General features: G+C 71.7%; 16 protein-coding genes and 1 riboswitch. Of the genes, 5 read left to right on the forward strand and 11 right to left on the reverse strand.

Annotation, left to right across the window (positions count from 1 at the left end; translation table 11 throughout):
* Positions 1-36 precede the first annotated feature (36 nt).
* Genes B6R96_RS08070 through cobG form a run of 3 tightly spaced genes read right to left on the reverse strand, consistent with a single transcriptional unit; the run spans position 37 to position 3,469 of the window.
* Positions 37-1,536, reverse strand: a complete 1,500-nt coding sequence (locus B6R96_RS08070; protein WP_030389757.1) for a precorrin-2 C(20)-methyltransferase — start codon at positions 1,534-1,536, stop codon at positions 37-39.
* The gene (locus B6R96_RS08075; RefSeq protein WP_237291375.1) at positions 1,533-2,180 is read right to left on the reverse strand and encodes a precorrin-8X methylmutase; all 648 of its coding nucleotides are present in this window, start codon (positions 2,178-2,180) and stop codon (positions 1,533-1,535) included. The genes B6R96_RS08070 and B6R96_RS08075 overlap by 4 nt, the downstream gene beginning before the upstream one ends.
* On the reverse strand, positions 2,177-3,469 hold the full coding sequence (gene cobG, locus B6R96_RS08080) for a precorrin-3B synthase (protein ID WP_237291376.1): 1,293 nt from the start codon (positions 3,467-3,469) through the stop codon (positions 2,177-2,179). The genes B6R96_RS08075 and cobG overlap by 4 nt, the downstream gene beginning before the upstream one ends.
* 461 nt (positions 3,470-3,930) lie before the next feature.
* Positions 3,931-4,035, forward strand: a riboswitch (cobalamin riboswitch).
* Between the two features lie 55 nt (positions 4,036-4,090).
* On the opposite strand from cobG, the gene cobN reads away from it, so the two are divergent.
* The gene (gene cobN, locus B6R96_RS08085) at positions 4,091-7,708 is read left to right on the forward strand and encodes a cobaltochelatase subunit CobN (RefSeq protein WP_081522108.1); all 3,618 of its coding nucleotides are present in this window, start codon (positions 4,091-4,093) and stop codon (positions 7,706-7,708) included.
* 107 nt (positions 7,709-7,815) lie between these two features.
* On the opposite strand, the gene B6R96_RS08090 is transcribed toward cobN, so the two are convergent.
* The gene (locus B6R96_RS08090) at positions 7,816-8,037 is read right to left on the reverse strand and encodes a hypothetical protein (RefSeq protein WP_030390548.1); all 222 of its coding nucleotides are present in this window, start codon (positions 8,035-8,037) and stop codon (positions 7,816-7,818) included.
* Between the two features lie 294 nt (positions 8,038-8,331).
* Here B6R96_RS08090 and B6R96_RS08095 point away from each other — a divergent pair, with 294 nt between their 5' ends.
* On the forward strand, positions 8,332-10,548 hold the full coding sequence (locus tag B6R96_RS08095) for a terpene synthase family protein (RefSeq protein ID WP_081522109.1): 2,217 nt from the start codon (positions 8,332-8,334) through the stop codon (positions 10,546-10,548).
* Positions 10,549-10,596: 48 nt separating this feature from the next.
* Here the strand turns inward: B6R96_RS08095 and B6R96_RS08100 are convergent, their stop codons facing one another.
* Complete coding sequence (locus B6R96_RS08100) at positions 10,597-11,841, reverse strand: GNAT family N-acetyltransferase (protein ID WP_081522110.1); 1,245 nt, start codon at positions 11,839-11,841, stop codon at positions 10,597-10,599.
* Between the two features lie 188 nt (positions 11,842-12,029).
* Here B6R96_RS08100 and B6R96_RS08105 point away from each other — a divergent pair, with 188 nt between their 5' ends.
* On the forward strand, positions 12,030-12,572 hold the full coding sequence (locus B6R96_RS08105) for a GNAT family N-acetyltransferase (RefSeq protein ID WP_030390551.1): 543 nt from the start codon (positions 12,030-12,032) through the stop codon (positions 12,570-12,572).
* A 174-nt stretch (positions 12,573-12,746) separates the two neighbouring features.
* Entirely contained in the window at positions 12,747-13,214 is a 468-nt protein-coding gene (locus tag B6R96_RS08110) for an OsmC family protein (RefSeq protein ID WP_030390552.1), read from the forward strand.
* A gap of 58 nt (positions 13,215-13,272) precedes the next feature.
* On the opposite strand, the gene B6R96_RS08115 is transcribed toward B6R96_RS08110, so the two are convergent.
* Together B6R96_RS08115 and B6R96_RS08120 are read right to left on the reverse strand one after the other, a co-directional pair.
* Positions 13,273-14,565 carry a YncE family protein gene (locus B6R96_RS08115; protein ID WP_081525025.1) on the reverse strand — a complete coding sequence of 431 codons (1,293 nt, stop codon included), beginning with the start codon at positions 14,563-14,565 and terminating at the stop codon, positions 13,273-13,275.
* 191 nt (positions 14,566-14,756) lie between these two features.
* Complete coding sequence (locus B6R96_RS08120) at positions 14,757-15,908, reverse strand: XdhC family protein (protein ID WP_053177586.1); 1,152 nt, start codon at positions 15,906-15,908, stop codon at positions 14,757-14,759.
* Here B6R96_RS08120 and B6R96_RS08125 point away from each other — a divergent pair.
* Positions 15,898-16,113 (forward strand): hypothetical protein, encoded by a 216-nt coding sequence (locus B6R96_RS08125; RefSeq protein ID WP_159396304.1) that lies wholly within the window; start codon positions 15,898-15,900, stop codon positions 16,111-16,113. The two genes, B6R96_RS08120 and B6R96_RS08125, sit on opposite strands and share 11 nt — an antisense overlap.
* Positions 16,114-16,123: 10 nt before the next feature.
* Here B6R96_RS08125 and B6R96_RS08130 read toward each other — a convergent pair whose 3' ends face one another.
* The 4 genes from B6R96_RS08130 to B6R96_RS08145 form a co-directional block, all read right to left on the reverse strand.
* Positions 16,124-17,587: an NCS2 family permease gene (locus B6R96_RS08130; RefSeq protein WP_030390555.1), complete on the reverse strand. Its 1,464-nt coding sequence runs from the start codon at positions 17,585-17,587 to the stop codon at positions 16,124-16,126.
* 321 nt (positions 17,588-17,908) lie between these two features.
* Positions 17,909-20,311 (reverse strand): xanthine dehydrogenase subunit D, encoded by a 2,403-nt coding sequence (pucD, locus tag B6R96_RS08135; protein WP_030390556.1) that lies wholly within the window; start codon positions 20,309-20,311, stop codon positions 17,909-17,911.
* 2 nt (positions 20,312-20,313) lie between these two features.
* Complete coding sequence (locus B6R96_RS08140) at positions 20,314-20,919, reverse strand: (2Fe-2S)-binding protein (protein ID WP_053177572.1); 606 nt, start codon at positions 20,917-20,919, stop codon at positions 20,314-20,316.
* A gap of 2 nt (positions 20,920-20,921) precedes the next feature.
* On the reverse strand, positions 20,922-21,818 hold the full coding sequence (locus B6R96_RS08145; RefSeq protein ID WP_030390558.1) for an FAD binding domain-containing protein: 897 nt from the start codon (positions 21,816-21,818) through the stop codon (positions 20,922-20,924).
* Positions 21,819-22,036 lie beyond the last annotated feature (218 nt).

Here is a 22,036-nt window from a genome sequence, read left to right on the forward strand (position 1 = left end):
CTGTCGACTTCGACCCTCGGGTCACATCACGTCACATCACGGGTAGCGGCGCGGCGTCCAGGTGATCCTCGACCCGTCGGCCCGCTCGGTGACCTGCGTCTGCGAGGAGCCGATCAGCAGGATCGTGCGCATGTCCACCTCGGACGGCTCCAGTTCGGCGAGCGTGACGATGCGTACGGTCTGCTCCGGGCCGCCCACGTCGCGCGCGACGACCACCGGGGTCTCGGGCGACCGCAGCTCCAGCAGCAGCTCGCGGGCCTGGGCCACCTGCCAGGTCCGGCTGCGCGAGCCGGGGTTGTAGAGGGCCAGTACCAGGTCGGCCGCGGCGGCCGCGCGCAGCCGCTCCGCGATGACCTCCCAGGGCTTGAGCCGGTCCGAGAGGGAGACCGTGGCGTAGTCGTGGCCGAGCGGCGCGCCCGCCGCGGCGGCGGCCGCGTTGGCCGCGGTCACCCCCGGCAGGACCCGTACCGGCACGTCCTTGTACTCCGCCTGCCCGGCCACCTCCAGGACCGCCGTGGCCATGGCGAAGACACCGGGGTCGCCACCGGAGACCACGGCCACCCGCTGCCCGCGCCGGGCGAGGTCGAGGGCGAACTCGGCGCGCTCCGACTCCACCTTGTTGTCGGAGCCGTGGCGGATCTGGCCCGGCCTGACGGGCACCCGGTCCAGGTAGGTGGTGTAGCCGACCAGCACCTCGGCGTCGGCCAGCGCGCGCCGGGTCTGCGGGGTGAGCCACAGCGGGCCCGCCGGGCCGGTGCCGACGACGACGACCTCGCCCGGGCCGGACGGCACGCTGCCCGGGTTGCCGATGCGGCTGGGGACCACGGCGACGGCGAAGTACGGGACGGACTCCGGGTCCGTGTCGGCGAGGCGGCCGGTGCGCTCGCCGGCCATGGTGGCGCGCTCGACGTACCGGGCCTCGGCGAGCCGGCCGCTGTTCTCCATCGCGCCGCGCACGGCGGGGAAGGTCCGGCCGAGCTTCATCACGACCGCCGAGTCGGTGGCGGCGAGGCGGGCGGTGAGCTCCTCCTCGGACAGGGTGCCGGGCAGGATGGTCAGCACCTCCTCGCCCTCCACGAGCGGGGTGCCGAGCCGGGCGGCGGCGGCGCTCACCGAGGTGACTCCGGGGATGACCTCGGTCTCGTACCGGTCCGCGAGCCGCTTGTGCATGTGCATGTACGAGCTGTAGAAGAGCGGATCGCCCTCGGCGAGCACGGCGACGGTCCGGCCGGCGTCCAGGTGGGCGGCGAGGCGGGCGGCTGCGGCCTCGTAGAACTCCTCCATCGCGCCCTGGTAGCCGCCGGGGTGGTCGGTGGTCTCGGTGGTGACCGGGTAGACCAGCGGTTCCTCGACGTGGTCGGCGCGCAGGTGCTTCGCGGCGATCGAGCGGGCGATGGAACGGCCGTGGCGGGCACTGTGGTAGGCCACCACATCGGCCTCGGCGATCACCTCGACGGCGCGCAGGGTCATCAGCGACGGGTCGCCGGGGCCGAGCCCGACCCCGTACAGCCGCCCCTTGGCCTCGGCGGCGCTCATTCGGCCACGCTCGCAATGGCGTTGACCGCGGCGGCGGCCATGGCGCTGCCGCCGCGCCGGCCGCGCACGATCAGGTGGTCGAGCCCCGAGGGGTGCGCGGCGAGGGCGTCCTTGGACTCGGCGGCGCCGATGAAGCCGACCGGGACCCCGATGACGGCGGCGGGGCGCGGGGCGCCCTCCTCGATCATCTCCAGCAGCCGGAACAGGGCGGTCGGCGCGTTGCCCACGGCGATCACCGAGCCCTCCAGCAGGCCGCGGTCGCGCCAGACCTCCAGGGCGGCGGCGCTGCGCGTGGTGCCCATCCGCGCGGCGAGCTCCGGCACGGCCGGGTCGGAGAGCGTGCAGATCACGTCGTTGCCGGCGGGCAGCCGCTTGCGGGTGACACCGCTGGCGACCATCTGTACGTCGCACAGGATCGGCGCGCCCGCCTCCAGCGCCGCACGGGCGCGCAGCACGACCTCGGGGGTGTACCCGAGGTCCTGCGGGAGGTCGGTCATTCCGCAGGCGTGGATCATGCGCACCGCGACCTGGGCGACCGTGTCGGGCAGTCCGGAGAGGTCCGCCTCGGCGCGGATCGTGGCAAAGGACTGGCGGTAGATGGCCGCGCCGTCCTTCTCGTACTCAAACACGGTGTACTCGCTCATTTCTTCACTACGTCGGGGTCGGTGCGGGCGTCCGCGAGTGCCGCGGCAAGTTCGGGGGGCCGTACGTCGTGGCGTACGGGGCGGCCGGGGGCGGTGATCCGGTATCCGGTGCCGGTGGCGACCAGGTCCACCCAGGCGGTGCCGCGCGGATGGCCGCAGCGGCGCTCGCAGCCGGACCAGTGCACGGGCAGCGGGCCGCGGGCCCGGTCGACGACGGCCCGCGCGTCGGCGCGCACGTCCGCCAGGGATTTCGCGCAACCGGGCCGCCCGGTGCAGGCGGTGACGGTCTCCCAGGGGCTGTCGGGGGCAACGACCAGCCCGGCGTCCTCGATGCGGGCGGGCGCGTCCCCCTTCACCGAGGGCAGGATGACGCTGCGCCACGGGGTGACGCGCAGCTCGCCGCCCCCCTCCTGCGCGACCTGCGCCAGGACCCGCCACTGGGCGGAGTCGACCCGGCCGAGCGGGGGCAGCACGCACAGCGTGGCGCGGGCACGGGTACCCGCGCCCGGGGGCCGGGGCGCCGGCGCGTACGGCCAGTCCACGGCGCCGACGGCCGTCGCGGCGATCCCGGCGGCGTCGAGGCGCCGGACGAACTCGACGGTTCTCAGGGCGTGTTCGACAGGAAGTTCGGACACCCGCCAGGCCTGGGTGCCCGCCTCGGCGGCGGCGCCGAGGAAGTACCGGGCGGCCGACAGGGCCGCCCGGGGTGCGTCCGGCCCGGCCAGCTCCACGGCGTCGGCGGCCCGGCCGAGCCGGACGAGCGCCCGGCCCGCGGGGCGGCCGAGGACGGTCACGTCCGGGCCGAGCGAGGCCACGTCCCCGCGCCCGTCGTCGAAGGCGAACAGGAACCGCCCGGACAGCGCGGCCGCCCAGGGGCTCGCGCACAGCATCCGGTCGAAGTCCATGGCCCAGGCCAGCGCATCGGGCCGGTCGGGCCCCTCCAGCCCGGACAGCGGGGTCGCCACGATGTTCCGTACCCGCTCGTGGCTCGGCGCGGGGAGCAGGCCGGCTCCGTCGAGCAGCTCCGCGAGCGCGCCGCCGCACCCGTCGGCCAGTCCGCGCAGCTGTACGTTGCCGCGCGAGGTCAGTTCCAGGTGCCCGTCGCCGAACCGGTCGGCGGCGAGCGCCAGCGCCGCGGCCTGCGGCCCGGTGAGCAGCCCGCCCGGGAGCCGGACGCGCGCGAGGAAACCGTCGTCCGCCGCGTGCAGCCGCAGCGCGCCGGGGCAGGCGTCACCGCGCTCCCGTATGACGGGTTCGTCCCGCGATGCGGCGGAAGGGGGCTGGGGCATGGCCGCGAGCATACCCACGATCCCACCCCCGGGACCTGTGTCCATCACCACCCCGACCAGCACCATCGACCGATCCGCCCCCACCCACCCCACCCCACCGGCACCCAGGGCCCGGAGCCCCCCACTCCCAGCCCCGCCCACGCTCGACGCCCGACCCATCCAGCCTCGCCGGCGTTTGAGGTGCGGGGCCCGGGGCAGAGCCCCGCACTTCCAGCCTCGCCGGCGTTTGAGGCGCGGGGCCCGGGGCAGAGCCCCGGCAGCGGCGCCGCACCCGGCCACGCCAGCTCCGCCCCGCCCATCCCATCCCGAACCGCCCCGCTACCCCACCCGGTCGGCGCCCAGACGCAGAGCCCCGGCAACGGCGCCGCACCCGGCCACGCCGGCCCCGCCCCCACCCCGCCCGCCCCCACGGGACCACTCCGCCCCTAAGATGACCTTCCGGCGGACCACACGGCCCGCCGTCGCCGAGGACGGCGACATGGGAGGAAGCCCGGTGCGATTCCGGCGCGGTCCCGCCACTGTGAACCCCGCGGAGCGATCCCGCGCCCGGGGTGAGTCAGGAACTCCCGCTGTCCTCACACTGCCCGGGGCGCGGAAACCCCGAGGAAGGCCTGCCGCCGCATGATCCTGCTGCTGTCGACGTCCGACACCGATCTGCTCAGCGCCCGCGCAGCGAACACGGCGGACGGCCCCGTCCCGTACCGGTTCGCGAACCCCTCCCGTCTCCCCCTCGACGACCTGCCCGGCCTCCTCGACGGGGCCGACCTGGTCGTCGTACGCCTCCTCGGCGGCCTCCGCGCCTGGCAGGACGGCCTCGACCTGCTCCTCGCCCCCGGCCAGACCCGTCCGGTCGTGGTCCTGACCGGCGAACAGGCCCCGGACGCGCAGCTCATGGAGGCCTCCACGGTCCCCATCGGCATCGCGGCCGAGGCCCACGGCTACCTCGCCCACGGCGGCCCGGCCAACCTGGAGCAGCTGGCCCGGTTCCTCTCCGACACCGTCCTGCTGACCGGCCACGGCTTCGAGCCTCCGGCCGCCTCCCCCACCTGGGGCCCGCTGGAGCGTACGCCCGGGACCACCGCGGGGCCGCGGATCGCGGTGCTCTACTACCGCGCCCACCAGATGAGCGGCAACACCTCCTTCGTGCACGCCCTGTGCGACGCGATCGAGGCCCACGACGCCCAGGCGCTGCCCCTGTACGTGTCCTCCCTGCGCACCCCCGAGCCGGAGCTGATCGCGGCCCTGGAGTCGGCCGACGCGGTCGTCACCACCGTCCTCGCGGCCGGCGGCACCAAGCCCGCCACCGCCTCGGCGGGCGGCGACGACGAGTCCTGGGACGCGGGCGCGCTCGCCGGCCTCGGTGTGCCGATCCTGCAGGCCCTGTGCCTGACCGGCTCGCGCGCCGCCTGGGAGGAGAACGACGAGGGCCTGTCCCCGCTGGACGCCGCCACGCAGGTCGCGGTGCCCGAGTTCGACGGCCGCCTGATCACCGTCCCGTTCTCCTTCAAGGAGATCGACGAGGACGGCCTGCCCGCCTACGTGGCCGACCCCGAGCGGGCCGCCCGGGTCGCGGGGATCGCCGTACGCCACGCCCGCCTGCGGCACATCGACCGCCGCGACAAGAAGGTCGCGCTGGTCCTCTCCGCGTATCCGACGAAGCACTCGCGCATCGGCAATGCGGTCGGCCTGGACACCCCGGCCAGCGCCGTGGAGCTGCTGCGCACCCTCATCGCCGGCGGCTACGACTTCGGGCCGACCGAGGACATCCCGGGTCTGGTCTCGGGCGACGGCGACGAGCTGATCCGCGCCCTGATCGAGGCCGGCGGCCACGACCAGGACTGGCTGACCGAGGAGCAGCTGGCCCGCAACCCGGTCCGGATCCCGGCCGCCGACTACAAGCGGTGGTTCGCCGAACTCCCGGCCGAGCTGCGCGACAGCGTCACCGAGCACTGGGGCGAGGCCCCGGGCAACATGTTCGTGGACCGCTCGGCGAACCCGGAGGGCGACATCGTCCTCGCCGCCCTGCGCCGCGGGAACCTCCTCATCCTCATCCAGCCGCCGCGCGGTTTCGGCGAGAACCCGATCGCGATCTACCACGACCCGGACCTGCCGCCGTCGCACCACTACCTGGCCGCGTACCGCTGGATCCAGGCGCGCGCGGAGGACGGCGGCTTCGGCGCCGACGCGATGATCCACCTGGGCAAGCACGGCAACCTCGAATGGCTCCCCGGCAAGAACGCCGGCCTGTCCGCCGCCTGCGCGCCCGACGCGGCCCTCGGCGACCTGCCCCTCATCTACCCGTTCCTGGTCAACGACCCGGGCGAGGGCACCCAGGCCAAGCGCCGCGTGCACGCCACCCTGGTCGACCACCTGGTGCCGCCGATGGCGCGCGCGGAGTCGTACGGCGACATCGCGCGCCTGGAGCAGCACCTGGACGAGTACGCCCAGATCTCCGCCATGGACCCGGCGAAGCTGCCGGCCATCCGCGCCCAGATCTGGACCCTGATCCAGGCGGCGAAGCTCGACCACGACCTCGGTCTGGAGGAGCGTCCGGACGACGACGGCTTCGACGACTTCCTGCTGCACGTCGACGGCTGGCTGTGCGAGGTCAAGGACGCCCAGATCCGCGACGGCCTGCACGTCCTGGGCGGCGCGCCGACCGGTGAGGCCCGGGTCAACCTGGTCCTGGCGATCCTGCGCGCCCGTCAGATCTGGGGCGGTACGACGGCCCTCCCGGGCCTGCGCGAGGCGCTCGGCCTGGACGAGTCCAAGGCAACCCGCACCTCGGCGGACGAGGTCGAGGCCCAGGCCCGCGCCCTGGTCCAGGCGATGGAGGACGCGAACTGGTCCCTCGATGCCGTGTCCTCGGTGGCGTCGGGCCACTCGGCGGACGTCGCGGCGGTGCTGTCCTTCGCGGCCCGCGAGGTGGTCCCGCGGCTGGCCGGCACCACGGACGAGATCGCCCACGTGGTCGCCGCACTGGACGGCCGCTTCATCCCGGCGGGCCCGTCCGGCTCTCCGCTGCGCGGCCTGGTCAACGTCCTCCCGACGGGCCGCAACTTCTACTCGGTCGACCCCAAGGCCGTCCCCTCCCGCCTCGCGTGGGAGACGGGCCAGGCCCTGGCCGAGTCCCTCCTCACCCGCTACCGCACGGACAACGGCGAGTGGCCGGCCTCGGTCGGCCTGTCCCTGTGGGGCACGAGCGCGATGCGCACCTCGGGCGACGACGTGGCGGAAGCCCTCTCCCTCCTCGGCATCCGCCCGGTCTGGGACGAGGCCTCGCGGCGCGTCACCGGCCTGGAGCCGATCCCGCTCGCGGAGCTCGGCCGTCCCCGCATCGATGTCACCCTCCGCATCTCGGGCTTCTTCCGCGACGCGTTCCCGCACGTCATCGGCCTGCTGGACGACGCGGTACGCCTGGCCGCGTCCCTCGACGAGCCCGCCTCGGACAACTACATCCGGGCCCACGCCCAGGCGGACCTGGCCGAGCACGGCGACGAACGCCGCGCGACGACCCGTATCTTCGGCTCGCGCCCGGGCACGTACGGGGCCGGCATCCTCCAGCTGATCGACTCCCGCGACTGGCGTACGGACGCCGACCTCGCGGAGGTCTACACGGTGTGGGGCGGCTACGCGTACGGCCGCGGCCTCGAAGGGCGCCCCGCCCGGGACGAGATGGAGACGGCCTACAAGCGCATCACGGTCGCGGCGAAGAACACGGACACGCGCGAGCACGACATCGCGGACTCGGACGACTACTTCCAGTACCACGGCGGCATGGTGGCCACGGTCCGCGCCCTGCGCGGCACCGCTCCGGAGGCCTACATCGGCGACTCCACCCGCCCGGAAACGGTCAAGACCCGCACCCTGGTCGAGGAGACCAGCCGCGTCTTCCGCGCCCGCGTCGTGAACCCCAAGTGGATCGAGGCGATGCGCCGCCACGGCTACAAGGGCGCCTTCGAGCTCGCGGCGACGGTGGACTACCTCTTCGGCTACGACGCCACGACGGGCGTGGTCGCGGACTGGATGTACGACAAGCTCACCGAGACGTACGTCCTGGACCCGACGAACCGCGCCTTCCTGGAGGAGGCCAACCCGTGGGCCCTGCACGGCATCGCGGAGCGCCTGCTGGAGGCCGAGTCCCGCGGCATGTGGGAGAAGCCGGACCCGCAGATCCTCGAATCCCTCCGCCAGGTCTACCTGGACACGGAAGGCAACCTGGAGGGCGAGTCGGAGTAGCCCTCCGCACCACACAGGCCGTCCCCCTCACCCTGCCGAAGGGTGAGGGGGACGGCCTTTTTCATTCAGGCCCACGAACCCCGAACACGCGGACCCGGCACTACGTGCTACGCCTTGACGGTCTGGTTCAGCGCGACGAGCGCCTGGGCCCAGCGGACGTACTTCAGCTGCCCGAAGTCGGCGACGGTCTTGACCCCGAACGCCTCGTGCAGCAGCTTGCCGTCCTCGTCACTGACACCCTTGAGCGCGGCAACAGGAGCCGCAAGCACCTCGGCGAGCGGCTTGTCGGCCCACGCCTTGTCGAGCACCTTGTCCAGATCGATCGCCATGAACGTCCCTCTCGGAATCCCGAAACGAATATCGGGGCAAACCTAACCCAATCCGACAATCACCCCACGCTCCGACACCCCGGGTCCGTTGCCGATCCGCCGTGCGGGGGCTACCCCAAGACACACCCCCCTAGCCCGCGGCAGGGCCCCATGTCGGGGAACGGGTGGTTCGTCACCTGATGAAGTGAACTCACCCTTGTCCCACGCGCACCAGGGGTAGGGCACTGCTGATCTCGTGCGGGGGGACCGGGGCGACCGGGCTCCCGTACCCATGGACGAAAGGCCGAGCCCGCCGTGACGCAGCCGTTTCAACTGCCGGATTTCTATGTGCCCTATCCGGCACGACTGAACCCCCACCTGGAGGACGCACGGACCCACACCAAGCAGTGGGCCCGCGACTTCGGGATGCTGGAGGGTTCCGGCGTCTGGGAGGAGAGCGACCTCGACTCGCACGACTACGCACTGCTCTGCTCGTACACCCACCCCGACTGCGACCGCGACGCGCTGGCGCTGGTCACCGACTGGTACGTGTGGGTGTTCTTCTTCGACGACCACTTCCTGGAGATGTACAAGCGCTCGCAGGACCGCAACGGCGCCAAGGAGTACCTCGACCGGCTCGCCGCGTTCATGCCGATGGACCTGTCCGGCGGGTTCCCCGAGGCCACCAACCCGGTGGAGGCGGGACTCGCGGACCTGTGGGCGCGCACCGTGCCCGCGATGTCCGCCGACTGGCGGGAACGGTTCTCCTTGTCGACGAAGAACCTCCTCAACGAGTCCATGTGGGAGCTCGCCAACATCAACATCGGGCGCGTCGCGAACCCGCTCGAATACATCGAGATGCGCCGCAAGGTGGGCGGCGCCCCCTGGTCGGCCGGCCTGATCGAGTACGTGTCCGCCGAGGTGCCCGCGCGCGTCGCGCACTCGCGCGCACTCGGCGTGCTGCGCGACTCCTTCTCCGACGCCGTGCACATCAGGAACGACATCTTCTCCTACCAGCGCGAGGTCGCCGACGAGGGCGAACTCTCCAACGCCATCCTGGTGTTGGAGACCTTCCTCGGCTGCACCACCCAGGAGGCAGCCGAGGCCTCCAACGACCTGCTCACCTCCCGCCTCCAGCAGTTCGAGCAGACCGCGCTCGTCGAGCTCCCCCAGCTCTTCGCCGACCACGCGCTGGACCCGGCGGAGATCGCGGCCGTGCTCGCCTACACCAAGGGCCTGCAGGACTGGCAGTCCGGCGGCCACGAGTGGCACATGGTCTCCAGCCGCTACATGAACAAGGAGGCCCGGCCCACCGCCCCCGCCACCCTGCCCTTCCTGCCGTCGGGGCTCGGCACCACCGCGCTCGACCTGCGGTCCGTGTTCACGAAGCGCTCGATGGAGCTGCGCCACCGCTCCTTCACCCACGTGCCCTTCGAGAGCACCGGCCCCTCCGTCATCCCCGAGATCTACATGCCGCACCGGCTCAGCCTCAGCCCGCACCTGGCGCACGCGCGCGAGGAATCCGTGGCCTGGGCCCGGCGGATGGGACTGCTGGACCCGCAGCCCGGCGACCCCGGCTCGGCCATCTGGACCGAGGAGCGGTTGCGCGGCTTCGACTTCGCCGTCTGCTCGGCCGGGATCGACCCCGACGCCACACCGGAGCAGCTGGTGCTCAACGCCTCCTGGCTGACCTGGGGCACGTACGGCGACGACTACTACCCGGTGGTCTTCGCCCGGTGCAGGAACCTTCCGGCGGCCAAGGCGACCACCGCCCGCCTGCTCTCCATGATCACGGTCGACCACGCCGAACAGCCCGAGCCGGTGACCGCGATGGAGCGCTCGCTCGGCGACCTGTGGGTGCGCACCAGCGCCGGCATGTCCGTCGAGCAGCGCACCGAATTCCGGGCGACCCTGGTGAGCATGCTGGAGAGCTGGCTGTGGGAGGTGGACAACCAGATCCAGAACCGCATCCCGGACCCGGTGGACTACGCGGAGATGCGCCGCCACACCTTCGGCAGCCATCTCACGATGTACCTGTGCCGCCTGGGGCACCGGGGCCGGAGCATCCCCGAGGAGATCTACGCCTCCGGGACCATCCGTTCACTGGAGAACGCGGTCGCGGACGCCGCCTGCCTGATCAATGACATCTACTCCTACCAGAAGGAGGTGGAGGTCGAGGGCGAGGTCCACAACTACATCCTGGTCACACAGAACTTCTTCGACATCGACTACCCGCAGGCCCTGCACATCTGCCATGAGCTGATGACCCGGCGGACCGAGGAGTTCGAGCACATCGTGGCCACGCAGCTGCCGGTGCTCTACGACGACTGGAAGCTCGACGCCGGGGCCCGGGAGGCGCTGGACGCGTACGTGGGCGAGTTGCAGGACTGGCACGCCGGCATCCTCAACTGGCACCAGAAGATCCGCCGTTACCGCCCGCAGGACCTGCATCCGCAGCCGGACCTGCTGGCCACCGGGATCCTGGGCAACGGCTTCGGCATGTCGGCCGCCCGGATCTCCCTGCCCGCCTGATCCCGATGCCCTGCGGCGGGGGCCCCGCCCCCGCCCCCGCCGTACGGGTCAGAACTCGTCGCTCGTGTGCGGCATTACCGGCGTACGCAGGGCCGCGTCCAGCGCCGCCGCCGCACCGGGCGTGTGCTCCCGTACCAGACCGGCCGCGACGAGCTCCTCGACCCGGGTCCCGCCGAGGTAGCACGCGGCCAGTTCGCGGACGTCCAGGGCCAGGTCGGCGGCGGCTCCGGAGTCCGGGTGGTCGTGCTCGTACGTCGCCCCGTGCGGCCCCGCCTTGAGCCGGAACCGCCCGGCGTTGGCGGGCAGCCGTACGTCCTGCACCTCCAGCACCACCTCCACCGGCGCGGCCCAGGACCGCGCCGTCAGGGCGGCGCGTACGTCGACCAGGCGCACCCAGAGCGCCGGGAACTGGGCGGTGACCCGCACCTGGTCCCGGTCCGCGGCGAAGTGCAGCAGCGGGTCGTCGACCGGGCGGCCCCACGCCGAGACCTTGCCGGTGAGGTCGAGGGAGGCCACGCACTCCCACAGCGCGGCGGCCACCGCCGGGCTGTCGGCCTCCAGTTCGTCGACCCGGACCCGGCCCGGCACGCGGACGGCCGCGGCGTCGTCCTCCGCCTTGGTGCGGTAGAGCACGTATCCGGCGATCGGCTCGCCGGGGTCCCCGAGGACGATGATCCGCGGCGGGCTCAGCTCCTCGTCCTCCTCGTCCTGTTCGGCCAGCCACTCCTCGCGCCAGCGCTGCGCGCTGCGGGTGGGCCGGCCGGCCCGCCCGGCGCGGGCGGCCTCGTGGAAGGGGCCGATCACGGCGAGGGCCTCCTCGGGGTCGAGGAGCCGCAGCGGCCGCCGGTCCGGTGCGATGCGCAGGGCCAGCGGGCGGCTGGAGTCGATCTCGATGGTGGCGCCGGTGGTGGCGCTGCCGTAGCCGAAGCGACCGTAGATGGCGGCTTCGGAGGCCCAGAGGGCGGCGATCGGACCGGCCGCGGCGGCCGTCCGGCGCAGCATCCGCTCCATCAGCCCGGTGAGTACGCCGCGCCGGCGGTGGGTGGGGGCGACGCAGACGAAGGTGAGCCCGGGGCAGGGCAGGTCCGCCCCCGGCACCGAGAGCCGGAAGTCGTGCGCGGCCATGAAACCGACCAGGGCGGCGCCGTCGTAGGCGCCGATCCGGTCGCAACTCGCGAGCAGCGCGTGGTGTTTCTCCCGGACCTCCTTCTCGGGCCGGTCGTGGAAGACCAGGTAGGCGAGCTCCAGAGCACGGTCGATGTCGGACTCGGGTACCTCGCGGATGTCCACCATGATCGCGAGACTAATCGGTCATGGAGGACTGGTCACCCCATAAAGGTCGAGGTTGCGGCTTTCGGCTGCTCCGGTGGCCGGCCGCCGAGGCGGGGTACCTCGGCGGCTCCGAAAACCCGTCGCCACCATGATCACCTGTGGGTACGGTGTGCCCTCGGATGCCACAGGGACGGGGAGAGGATCAGGGCTTGATCGAGGGAGAGCGCGTCGCGCTGCGCGCACTGCGCGCGCAGGACGCGGAGCACCACCTGCGCTGGCGCAACGACCCCGAGGTGGTCCGTTGGGCGACCGCCGGGGACCCGTGCTTCGGCCCGGTCACCCGGGAGGCGCTGACGATGTTCTTCGAGCGGATGCTGATGCTCCCGCCCCGGGAGTCGGCGGTGTTCACGGTGGAGACCGTGGCGGACCGCCGGGTGATCGGCATGGTCGACTACCGCGACCTGGATCCCTGGGCCGGAACGGCCACGCTCGGGATCACCATCGGCGAGCGGGAGTTCTGGGGCCGGGGGCACGGCTCCGAAGCGTTGCGGCTGCTGGTCGACCACCTCTTCGGCAGCTTCCCCCTCACCCGGCTCCAGCTCGACACCTGGAGCGGGAACGAGCGGGCGGTCCGGGCGTTCACCCGGCTCGGCTTCCGGGAGGAGGGCCGGCGGCGGGCGGCCGTGCTGCTGGCGGGCGAGCGGTACGACGAGGTGCTGTTCGGGATGCTCCGGGAGGAGTGGCGGCCCTGACCCGGCCGCGGTGCGTCCGCCGGGCGCCCGCCGGGCGCCCGGCGGACGAGCGGCCGACGCGGCCGTCGCGTCGGCCGTACCATCCAGGTCGGCGCCCGGCACCGCCCGACGTCGCCGCCACACCCCGGGCACGCGTGTCGCCCGGCCCCGCACCCGAGAGACGGAGTAGCCGCCATGGCCCGACTGCACTCCTACGCCACCCGCGTCACCTGGACCGGAAACCTCGGCACCGGCACCAGCCACTACCGCGCCTACTCCCGGGCGCACGAGGTGGCCGCCGGAGAGCTGCCGGCGATCCTCGGCAGCTCGGACCCGGCGTTCCGCGGCGATGCCTCCCGCTGGAACCCCGAGCAACTGCTGCTCGCCGCGCTGTCCCAGTGCCACATGCTCTCCTACCTGCACTTCTGCACGGTCAACGGCGTGGTGGTCACCTCGTACGTCGACGAGGCGACCGGGACGATGGCCACGGCCGGGGACAGCGGGCACTTCACGGAGGTCGTGGTGCACCCCCGGATCACCGTCGGCGAGGAGTCGATGGTGGCCGCGGCGATCGACCTGCACAAGGAGGCCCACCGGGCCTGCTTCATCGCCAACTCGGTCAACTTCCCCGTCCGGCACGAGCCGACCGTGACGGTGGGCTGAGCCACCGGGCCGGCCCGGTCGCGCCGTGGTCCCGCAACGGGACCAGGACGCCCGCTCCCTAGCGGGTGCCGGGACCGGTCCAGCCGGCCGGGACGTGGCCGAGCCGGATGCGCTGGGGATGGTCGCCGACGGGGACGGAGACCCGCTTGGCGCCGGTGGCGAAGTCGATGGCCGTGACCTGGTCGGCGCCGCTCTCGGAGATCACGCAGCTGCTGCCGTCGCCGTCGATCGTGGCCCAGTACGGCTTGGCGGCGGGCACGAGCGGGCCTTCGGCGAGGGTGGCCCGGTCCACGACGGTCGCGTAGTCGTCCATGGTGCCCGCGATGCAGAGCTTCGACCCGTCGGGGCTCATGGACATGCCGTGGTGGCGGGAGTCGTTGACCCAGGTGGTCCGGTCGGGGCTGGTGGCGGGGTTCGCCGGGAGGTTCTTCAGGCGGGTGATCCGGTCGGAGGGCACGTCGTACTCCAGGAAGCCGCCGAAGAAGGACACCTGGAAGTAGAGCTTCGACTCGTCGGGGCTGAAGGACACCGGGCGGACGGCGTCGGACAGGTCGCGGCGGCCGAAGGCGTCCAGCCGCTCGCGCATGTCGATCACCCGGACCGTGCGGAAGGTCTGCGCGTCGACCACGGTGATCTTGCGGTCGCCCTTCGTCCAGTCCAGCCAGGGCGCGTCCAGGGCCGTGTTGACCTCGCCGATGGAGCTGTTCCACAGAAAGCGGCCGTCGCGGGTGAAGGTGTTCTCGTGCGGCTTGTCGCCGGTGCCGAAGGAGCCGACCTGGCGGCCGGTGGTGATGTCCAGGACGTGCACGGTGTTGGAGGTGGAGGCCGACACGGCGACGCGGGTCCCGTCCGGGGAGACGGCCATGTGGTCGGACCGGAAACCGGACACCGGAAAGCGCCAGTTGATCCGGCCGGAGGTCACGTCGATGGACACGACGTCGGCGAAGCTGGGGCGGGAGACGACGACGACGGAGCCGTCGGGGGTGGTGTACATGTCGTCGACGAACTGGTCGTGCCCCTCGCCGGCGCTCTCCCGGATGCCGAGGAAGAAGGCGAGCTTCACGGGGTTGAGGTAGATCTCGCGCAGCCGTTCCGCCTTGTCGGGGACCACGTCGATCCGGCCGACCTTGGCGAGGTCGCCGGTGGAGGCGAGCACGTCGGCGGTCCCCTCCCAGTTGTTCCCCACGAAGAGCACCTCGCGCAGCCCGCCGCCGGGGCCGCTTCCGGGACCGGAGCCCGGAGCAGGGCCCGCTCCGACCGCCGCCGGGAGCGGCGTCAAGGCGGTGAGGAGGGCGGCCGCGGCCAGCAGGCCCAGGGTCCGCAGAGTGCGCGGGGTGCGCGCGGGTCGCAGGGTGCGCGGGGTACGCGCGGTTCGCCGGGTGCGCACGGTTCGTAACATCCGCTCAACTCCGCTACGGGGGAAGGGATGGAGAGGGTGCCTACTCTTACCGGCCGGTAAGATAGGGGGGACGCCAAAAGGGCGCAACCCCCACGGGTTGCGCCCTTTCCTCACCTTCGGTGACCGGGCGGCCGGTCAGGCAGTCAAGCCACGGATCCGATCCGGTCGATCACCGTCTTCGTGATGTCCGGGTGGATCGGGATGTGCGCGCCGGTCAGGGCCGCGCCGCTGCCGCCGCGGCGGTTCGCGACGATCTCGGCGGCGATGGACAGCGCGGTCTCCTCCGGGGAGCGGGCGCCGAGGTCCAGGCCGATCGGGGAGCGCAGCCGGGCCAGTTCGAGCTCGGTCACGCCGACCTCGCGCAGCCGCTTGTTGCGGTCCTCGTGGGTGCGGCGCGAGCCCATGGCGCCGACGTAGGCGACGGGCAGCTTGAGCGCCAGTTCGAGGAGCGGGACGTCGAACTTGGCGTCGTGGGTGAGCACGCACAGGACGGTCCGGCCGTCCACGTCGGTGGTCTCCAGGTAGCGGTGGGGCCAGTCGACGACGATCTCGTCCGCCTCGGGGAAGCGGGTCTTCGTCGCGAAGACGGGCCGGGCGTCGCACACCGTCACGCGGTAGCCGAGGAACTTGCCGATCCGCACGAGGGCGGAGGCGAAGTCGATGGCACCGAAGACGATCATCCGCGGGGGCGGGACGCTGGACTCGACCAGTACCTGGAGCGGCTCACCGCAGAGCCGGCCGTCGGCGCCGATCTCCAGTACGCCGGTCCGGCCGGCGTCGAGCATGGCGCGGGCCTCCTCGGCCACGGTGCGGTCCAGCTCGGGGTGTCCGCCGAATCCGCCCTGGTGGGCGCCTTCGGTACGGACGAACACGGCGCGGCCCATGAGCTCGGCCGGGCCCTGCGCTATCCGGGCCACCGCCGCGGCCTCGCCGCGGGCCGCGGCGGCCAGGCCGGCCGCGAACACCTCCCGGGCGGGTGAGCCCACGCGGACCGGGGTGACCAGGATGTCGATGATTCCGCCGCAGGTCAGGCCCACGGCGAAGGCATCGTCGTCGCTGTACCCGAAGCGCTCCTGGACGGTTTCGCCGTCCTCCAGCGCCTGGAGGCACAGCTCGTAGACCGCGCCCTCCACGCATCCGCCGGAGACCGAGCCGATGGCCGTGCCCTCGCTGTCGACGGCGAGGGCGGCACCGGGCTGCCGGGGCGCGCTCCCGCCGACCGCCACGACGGTGGCGACGGCGAAGTCACGTCCCTGCTCGACCCACCGGTTCAGCTCTTCGGCGATGTCCAGCATGGGGGCCTCCTCGGTGAGGTTCGGTTCCAGTATCGGATACGGGGAGCGTTCGGTTCACGACGACCGGGTCGACCGGATCGGGTCGACCCGGTCGATCGGGCGGAGCAGGTCGACCACGGGAGCAGTCGACCGGGCGGAGCAGGTCGAGCAGATCGACCAGGTCGAGCAGGTCGATCAGGCCGGTCTCATCGGTGGACCGACCTGATCGGTGCGGGTCAGCCGACCCCGAGCCAGTGCTCGATCGGGTTCAGGGCGAAGAACACCAGGAAGATCCCGGTCAGCGCCCACATGAAGCCGCCGATCTCCCGGGCCTTGCCCTGAGCGATCTTGATGGCCACGTACGAGATGACACCGGCGGCGACGCCGGCCGTGATCGAGTACGTGTACGGCATGATCACGACGGTCAGGAAGACCGGGATCGAGGTCGCACTGTCGGACCAGTCCACGTGGCGGGCGTTCTGCATCATCATCGCGCCGATGACGACCAGCGCCGCGGAGGCGACCTCACCCGGGACGATCTGCGTGATCGGGGTGAAGAAGAGGCAGGCGGCGAAGAACAGGCCGGTGACGACGGAGGCGAGACCCGTGCGGGCACCCTCGCCGACGCCGGTCGCGGACTCGACGAAGACGGTCTGACCGGAGCCGCCCGAGATGCCACCGATGGCACCACCGGCGCCGTCGATGAAGAGCGCCTTGGACAGGCCCGGCATGCGGCCCTTGTCGTCGGCCAGCTTGGCCTCGGTGCCGACACCGATGATGGTGGCCATGGCGTCGAAGAAGCCGGCGAGCACCAGGGTGAAGACGATCATGCCGACCGTCATGTAGCCGACGTCGCCCCAGCCGCCGAAGGAGACGTCGCCGAAGAGCGAGAAGTCCGGCTTCGAGATCGCGGAGCCGCTGAGCTCCGGCGGGCCGCTCTTCCAGGCCTTCGGGTCGATGTCGACGATGGCGTTGAGGATCGCGGCCAGGACGGTGCCGCCGACGATGCCGATCAGGATGGCGCCGGGCACCTTGCGGGCCTGGAGCATGAAGATGGCGATCAGGGTGATGCAGAAGAGCATGACGGGCCAGCCGGACAGCTCACCGACCGCACCGAGCTGGACGGGGGGACCGAACTCCGGACCCCTGCCCACGAAACCGGCCTTGACGAAGCCGATCAGGGCGACGAAGAGGCCGATGCCCATGGTGATCGCGTGCTTGAGCGCGAGAGGGATCGCGTTCATGATCATCTCGCGGAGGCCGGTGACGACCAGGAGACAGATCACGACGCCGTAGACCACACACATGCCCATGGCCTGCGGCCAGGTCATCTGGGGGGCCACCTGCGAGGCCAGCACGCCGGAGACGGAGAGGCCGGCGGCAAGGGCGAGCGGCACCTTGCCGACGAAGCCCATGAGAAGCGTGGTGACGGCCGCGGCGAACGCGGTGGCGGTGATGATCGCCGAGGCGGCCATCGACGTACCGGCGACGTCCTTGCCCGAGAGGAGCAGGGGGTTGAGCAGAAGGATGTACGCCATCGCCATGAAGGTCGTGATACCGCCACGAACCTCATTGCCGATGTTGGAGCCTCTGTGCGTTATGTGAAAGTACCGGTCGAGCCAGGACCTGCCGGCGGGTGGCTGAGAGCCGTCGCCGGCCTCTTCCGCTGCGGTCTTGGGCTCTACTGACGATTGGGTCATGGTGCCTAACTCCCAAGGTTCAAAGGGGCACCCGCTTGGAGATTGGAGATGCGGGATTTGGGATGCTGCGTTTGGCTGCACGACCCGGGGTGACGGCCCGAGGCGACGCGAATGTGCACTGCGTGTACTGCGGGTAGTGCGGGGGTGACCGCTGGTACTACGGGGGTTCTTGCAGGGGTACTGCCGGGTGAAGGGACCGCGAGCGGTGCGGTGCTTCGTTGGTCCTCCGGACGGTGCGACGTGAAGTGTGACGTTCCCATGCGCACCGCCCGGAGAGTCTGAGGAGGTCCGGGGGCCTCTCGGCCCCCGGACCACGCCGTCCTAGAGGGTCCCGGTGAGGGCTTCCGGACGGATCGGCGTCTTGTTGATCTCCAGACCCGTCGCCTGCCGGATCGCCGCGATGACGGCCGGGGTGGACGAGAGGGTCGGGGCCTCGCCCATACCGCGCAGGCCGTAGGGGGCCTTCGGGTCGGCGAGCTCCAGGACGTCGACCGGAATGGTCGGGGTGTCGAGGATGGTCGGGATCAGGTAGTCCGTGAAGGAGGGGTTGCGCACCTTCGCGGTCTTCGGGTCCACGATGATCTCCTCCATGATCGCGACGCCGAGACCCTGGGTGGTACCACCCTGGATCTGGCCGACCACGGAAAGCATGTTGAGGGCCTTGCCGACGTCCTGCGCGGTCGCCAGCTCGACGACCTTGACCAGGCCGAGCTCGGTGTCCACCTCGACGACCGCGCGGTGCGCGGCGAAGGTGTACTGGACGTGGCCGTTGCCCTGGCCGGTCCGCAGGTCGAAGGCCTCGGTGGGCGCGTGACGGAACTCGAGCTCGAGGTCGATGGCCTCGTCCTCCAGGATGTCGGCGATGTCCGCGAGGACCTCGCCGCCGTCGGTGACGACCTTGCCGCCTTCGAGCAGCAGCTCGGCCGTCGCCCACGCGGGGTGGTACGAGCCGTTCTTGCGGCGGCCGATCTCCAGGAGGGCCTCGCGGACCGCCTCACAGGTGTTCTTCACGGCACCACCGGTCATGTACGTCTGCCGGGAGGCGGACGTGGAACCGGCGGAGCCGACCTGCGTGTCGGCCGGGTGGATGGTCACCTGCGTGACACCCAGCTCGGTACGGGCGATCTGCGTGTGGACGGTGATACCGCCCTGGCCGACCTCCGCCATGGCCGTGTGGACCATCGCGACGGGCTCGCCGTTGATGACCTCGAGCCGCACGCGGGCGGTCGAGTAGTCGTCGAAGCCCTCCGAGAAGCCGACGTTCTTGATGCCGACCGCGTAGCCGACGCCGCGGACGACGCCCTCGCCGTGGGTGGTGTTCGACAGACCGCCGGGCAGCGCGCGGACGTCCGCGTTCTCGCCGGCGCTCTCCCACTGGCGCTCCGGAGGCATCGGGCGGGCCTTGACGCGGCGCAGCAGCTCGGCGACGGGCGCCGGGGCGTCCACGACCTGGCCGGTCGGCATGACCGTGCCCATCTCCATGGCGTTCAGCTGGCGGAACTCGACCGGGTCCATGCCCAGCTTCGCCGCGAGCTTGTCCATCTGGGCCTCGTAGGCGAAGCAGGCCTGGACGGCGCCGAAGCCGCGCATCGCGCCACAGGGCGGGTTGTTCGTGTAGAGCGCGATCGCCTCGATGTCCACGTCCTCCAGGACGTAGGGACCCACCGAGAGGGAGGAGGCGTTGCCCACGACCGCCGGGGAGGCGGACGCGTACGCGCCACCGTCCAGGACGATCTTGCACTTCATGTGCGTGAGCTTGCCGTCCTTGGTGGCGCCGTGCTCGTAGTAGAGCTTCGCCGGGTGGCGGTGCACGTGGCCGAAGAAGGACTCGAACCGGTTGTAGACGATCTTGACCGGCTTGTTCGTGGCCAGGGCCAGGAGGCAGGCGTGGATCTGCATCGAGATGTCCTCGCGGCCGCCGAAGGCACCGCCGACGCCCGAGAGCGTCATACGGACCTTCTCCGGGGGCAGGCCCAGGACCGGGGCGATCTGCTGGAGGTCCGAGTGCAGCCACTGGGTGGCGACGTACAGCTCGACACCGCCGTCCTCGGACGGTACGGCCAGGCCGGACTCCGGGCCGAGGAAGGCCTGGTCCTGCATGCCGAAGGTGTACTCGCCCTCGACGATGACGTCGGCGCGCTTGCGGGCCTCCTCCACGTTGCCGCGGATGATCGGCTGGCGGTGCACGATGTTCGGGTGCGGGACGTGACCGATGTGGTGGTCGTCGCGGCCCTCGTGGATCAGCGGCGCGTCGGGGGCGAGGGCGGAGGCCTCGTCGGTGACGAGCGGCAGCTCGCGGTAGTCGATCTTGATCTTGGCCGCCGCGCGGCGGGCGGTCTCCGGGTGGTCGGCGGCCACGAGGGCGACCGGCTCACCGTGGTGCCGTACCCGGCCGTTGGCGAGGACCGGGGTGTCCTGGATCTCCAGGCCGTAGTTCTTCATCTCGGCCGGCAGGTCGTCGTACGTCAGCACCGAGTACACGCCGGGCATGGCGAGCGCCTCGGAGATGTCGATGGAGACGATCTCGGCGTGGGCGACGGTGCTGCGCAGCGTCTGGCCCCACAGCATGTCCTCGTGCCACATGTCCGAGGAGTACGCGAACTCGCCGGTGACCTTGAGGGTGCCGTCCGGACGGAGGATGGACTCGCCGATGCCGCCCTTGTTGTGCTTCTGGGTGACGTTCGTCGGCGTACCGGCGGGCACGGTGCGGGTGTTCTGAGCCATGGTCAGACCGCCTCTGACTGACGGGCGGCCGCGAGGCGGACCGCGTCGAGGATCTTCTCGTAGCCCGTGCAGCGGCAGAGGTTGCCGGACAGGGCCTCACGGATGTCCTGGTCGGACGGGGAGGAGTTCTCCTCCAGCAGGGCGTCCGCCTGGATGAGCAGACCCGGGGTGCAGAAACCGCACTGCACGGCGCCGGCGTCGATGAACGCCTGCTGGATGTTGGAGAGCTCCACGCCCTCACCGGTCTGCGAGTCGCCCGGCTTGGCCTGCCACTGCTTGGCCGCGTCCAGGGACACGCCCTTGCTGCCGCAGCCGCCGCCGGTGCCGCAGGCACCGCCGTGGCCGTGCTCCTCGCGCTGCTTGGAGAACTCCGCCAGACCCTCGACGGTCACGACGTCGCGACCCTCGACCTGGCCGGCGGCCACCAGACAGGAGCAGACCGGCACGCCGTCGAGGCGGACGGTGCAGGAACCGCACTCGCCCTGCTCACAGGCGTTCTTGGAACCCGGCAGGCCCAGGCGCTCGCGCAGGACGTAGAGGAGGGACTCGCCCTCCCACACGTCGTCGGCTTCCTGCTGACGGCCGTTGACAGTGAAATTGACGCGCATGATTACGCAGCCCCTTCAAGCGAGCGGCCGTTGCCGGTTCCGCGGTACTGCTCCCAGGTCCAGACGAGCTGGCGGCGAGCCATGATGCCGACCGCGTGACGGCGGTACTTCGCCGTGCCGCGGACGTCGTCGATCGGGTTGGCCGCGCCGGAGGCGAGGTCACCGAACTGCTTGGCGATCGACGGGGTGATGACCTTGCCGGACTCCCAGAAGCCGCCCTCTTCGAGAGCGGCGTTCAGGAACTCCTCGGCGGCCTTCGCACGGATCGGGGTCGGCGCGGCCGAACCGATGCCGGTGCGGACCGTCCGGGTCTCGGGGTGCAGCGCCAGACCGAACGCGCACACCGCGATGACCATCGCGTTGCGGGAGCCGACCTTGGAGTACTGCTGCGGACCGTCCGCCTTCTTCACGTGCACGGTCTTGATGAGCTCGTCGGCGGCGAGCGCGTTGCGCTTGACGCCGGTGTAGAACTCGTCGATCGGGATGAGGCGCGAGCCGCGTACGGACTCCACCTCGACCTCGGCGCCCGCCGCGAGCAGCGCGGGGTGGGAGTCGCCGGCCGGCGAGGCGCAACCGAGGTTGCCGCCGACGCCGCCGCGGTTGCGGATCTGCGGGGACGCGACCGTGTGCGAGGCGAGCGCGAGACCCGGAAGCTCCGTACGGAGGTTCTCCATGATCTGCGTGTACGGGACGGAGGCGCCCAGACGAACCACGTCCTCGCCGACCTCCCACTCCCGCAGCAGACCGATGCGGTTCAGGTCCAGGAGGTACTCCGGCCGACGGTGGTCGAAGTTGATCTCGACCATCACGTCGGTGCCACCCGCAATCGGCACAGCTGAGGGGTACTCGGCCTTAGCGGCGAGTGCCTCCTCCCAGCTGGCGGGGCGAAGGAAGTCCATGAGCGGCTCTCTTCTTCTTCATCGTGTCGTTTACTTCAAGCCAGGAGGCCCAAGAGCCCTCGACTGGTCGTTCACGTGCTGTTAACGCGGTGTGGACCCAGTACACAAGCCGCCCGTCCCCCGGGTGCAGTCACCGAAACCATGAAGGAGTTGGCTGACGGCCTCCCTCGTCTTGTAGATTCGTATGAAAGGCGGGATGCGACGACCTGCCCGATTTC

The sequence above is a fragment of the Streptomyces sp. Sge12 genome (assembly GCF_002080455.1).
In the GTDB taxonomy this organism is placed as follows: domain Bacteria; phylum Actinomycetota; class Actinomycetes; order Streptomycetales; family Streptomycetaceae; genus Streptomyces.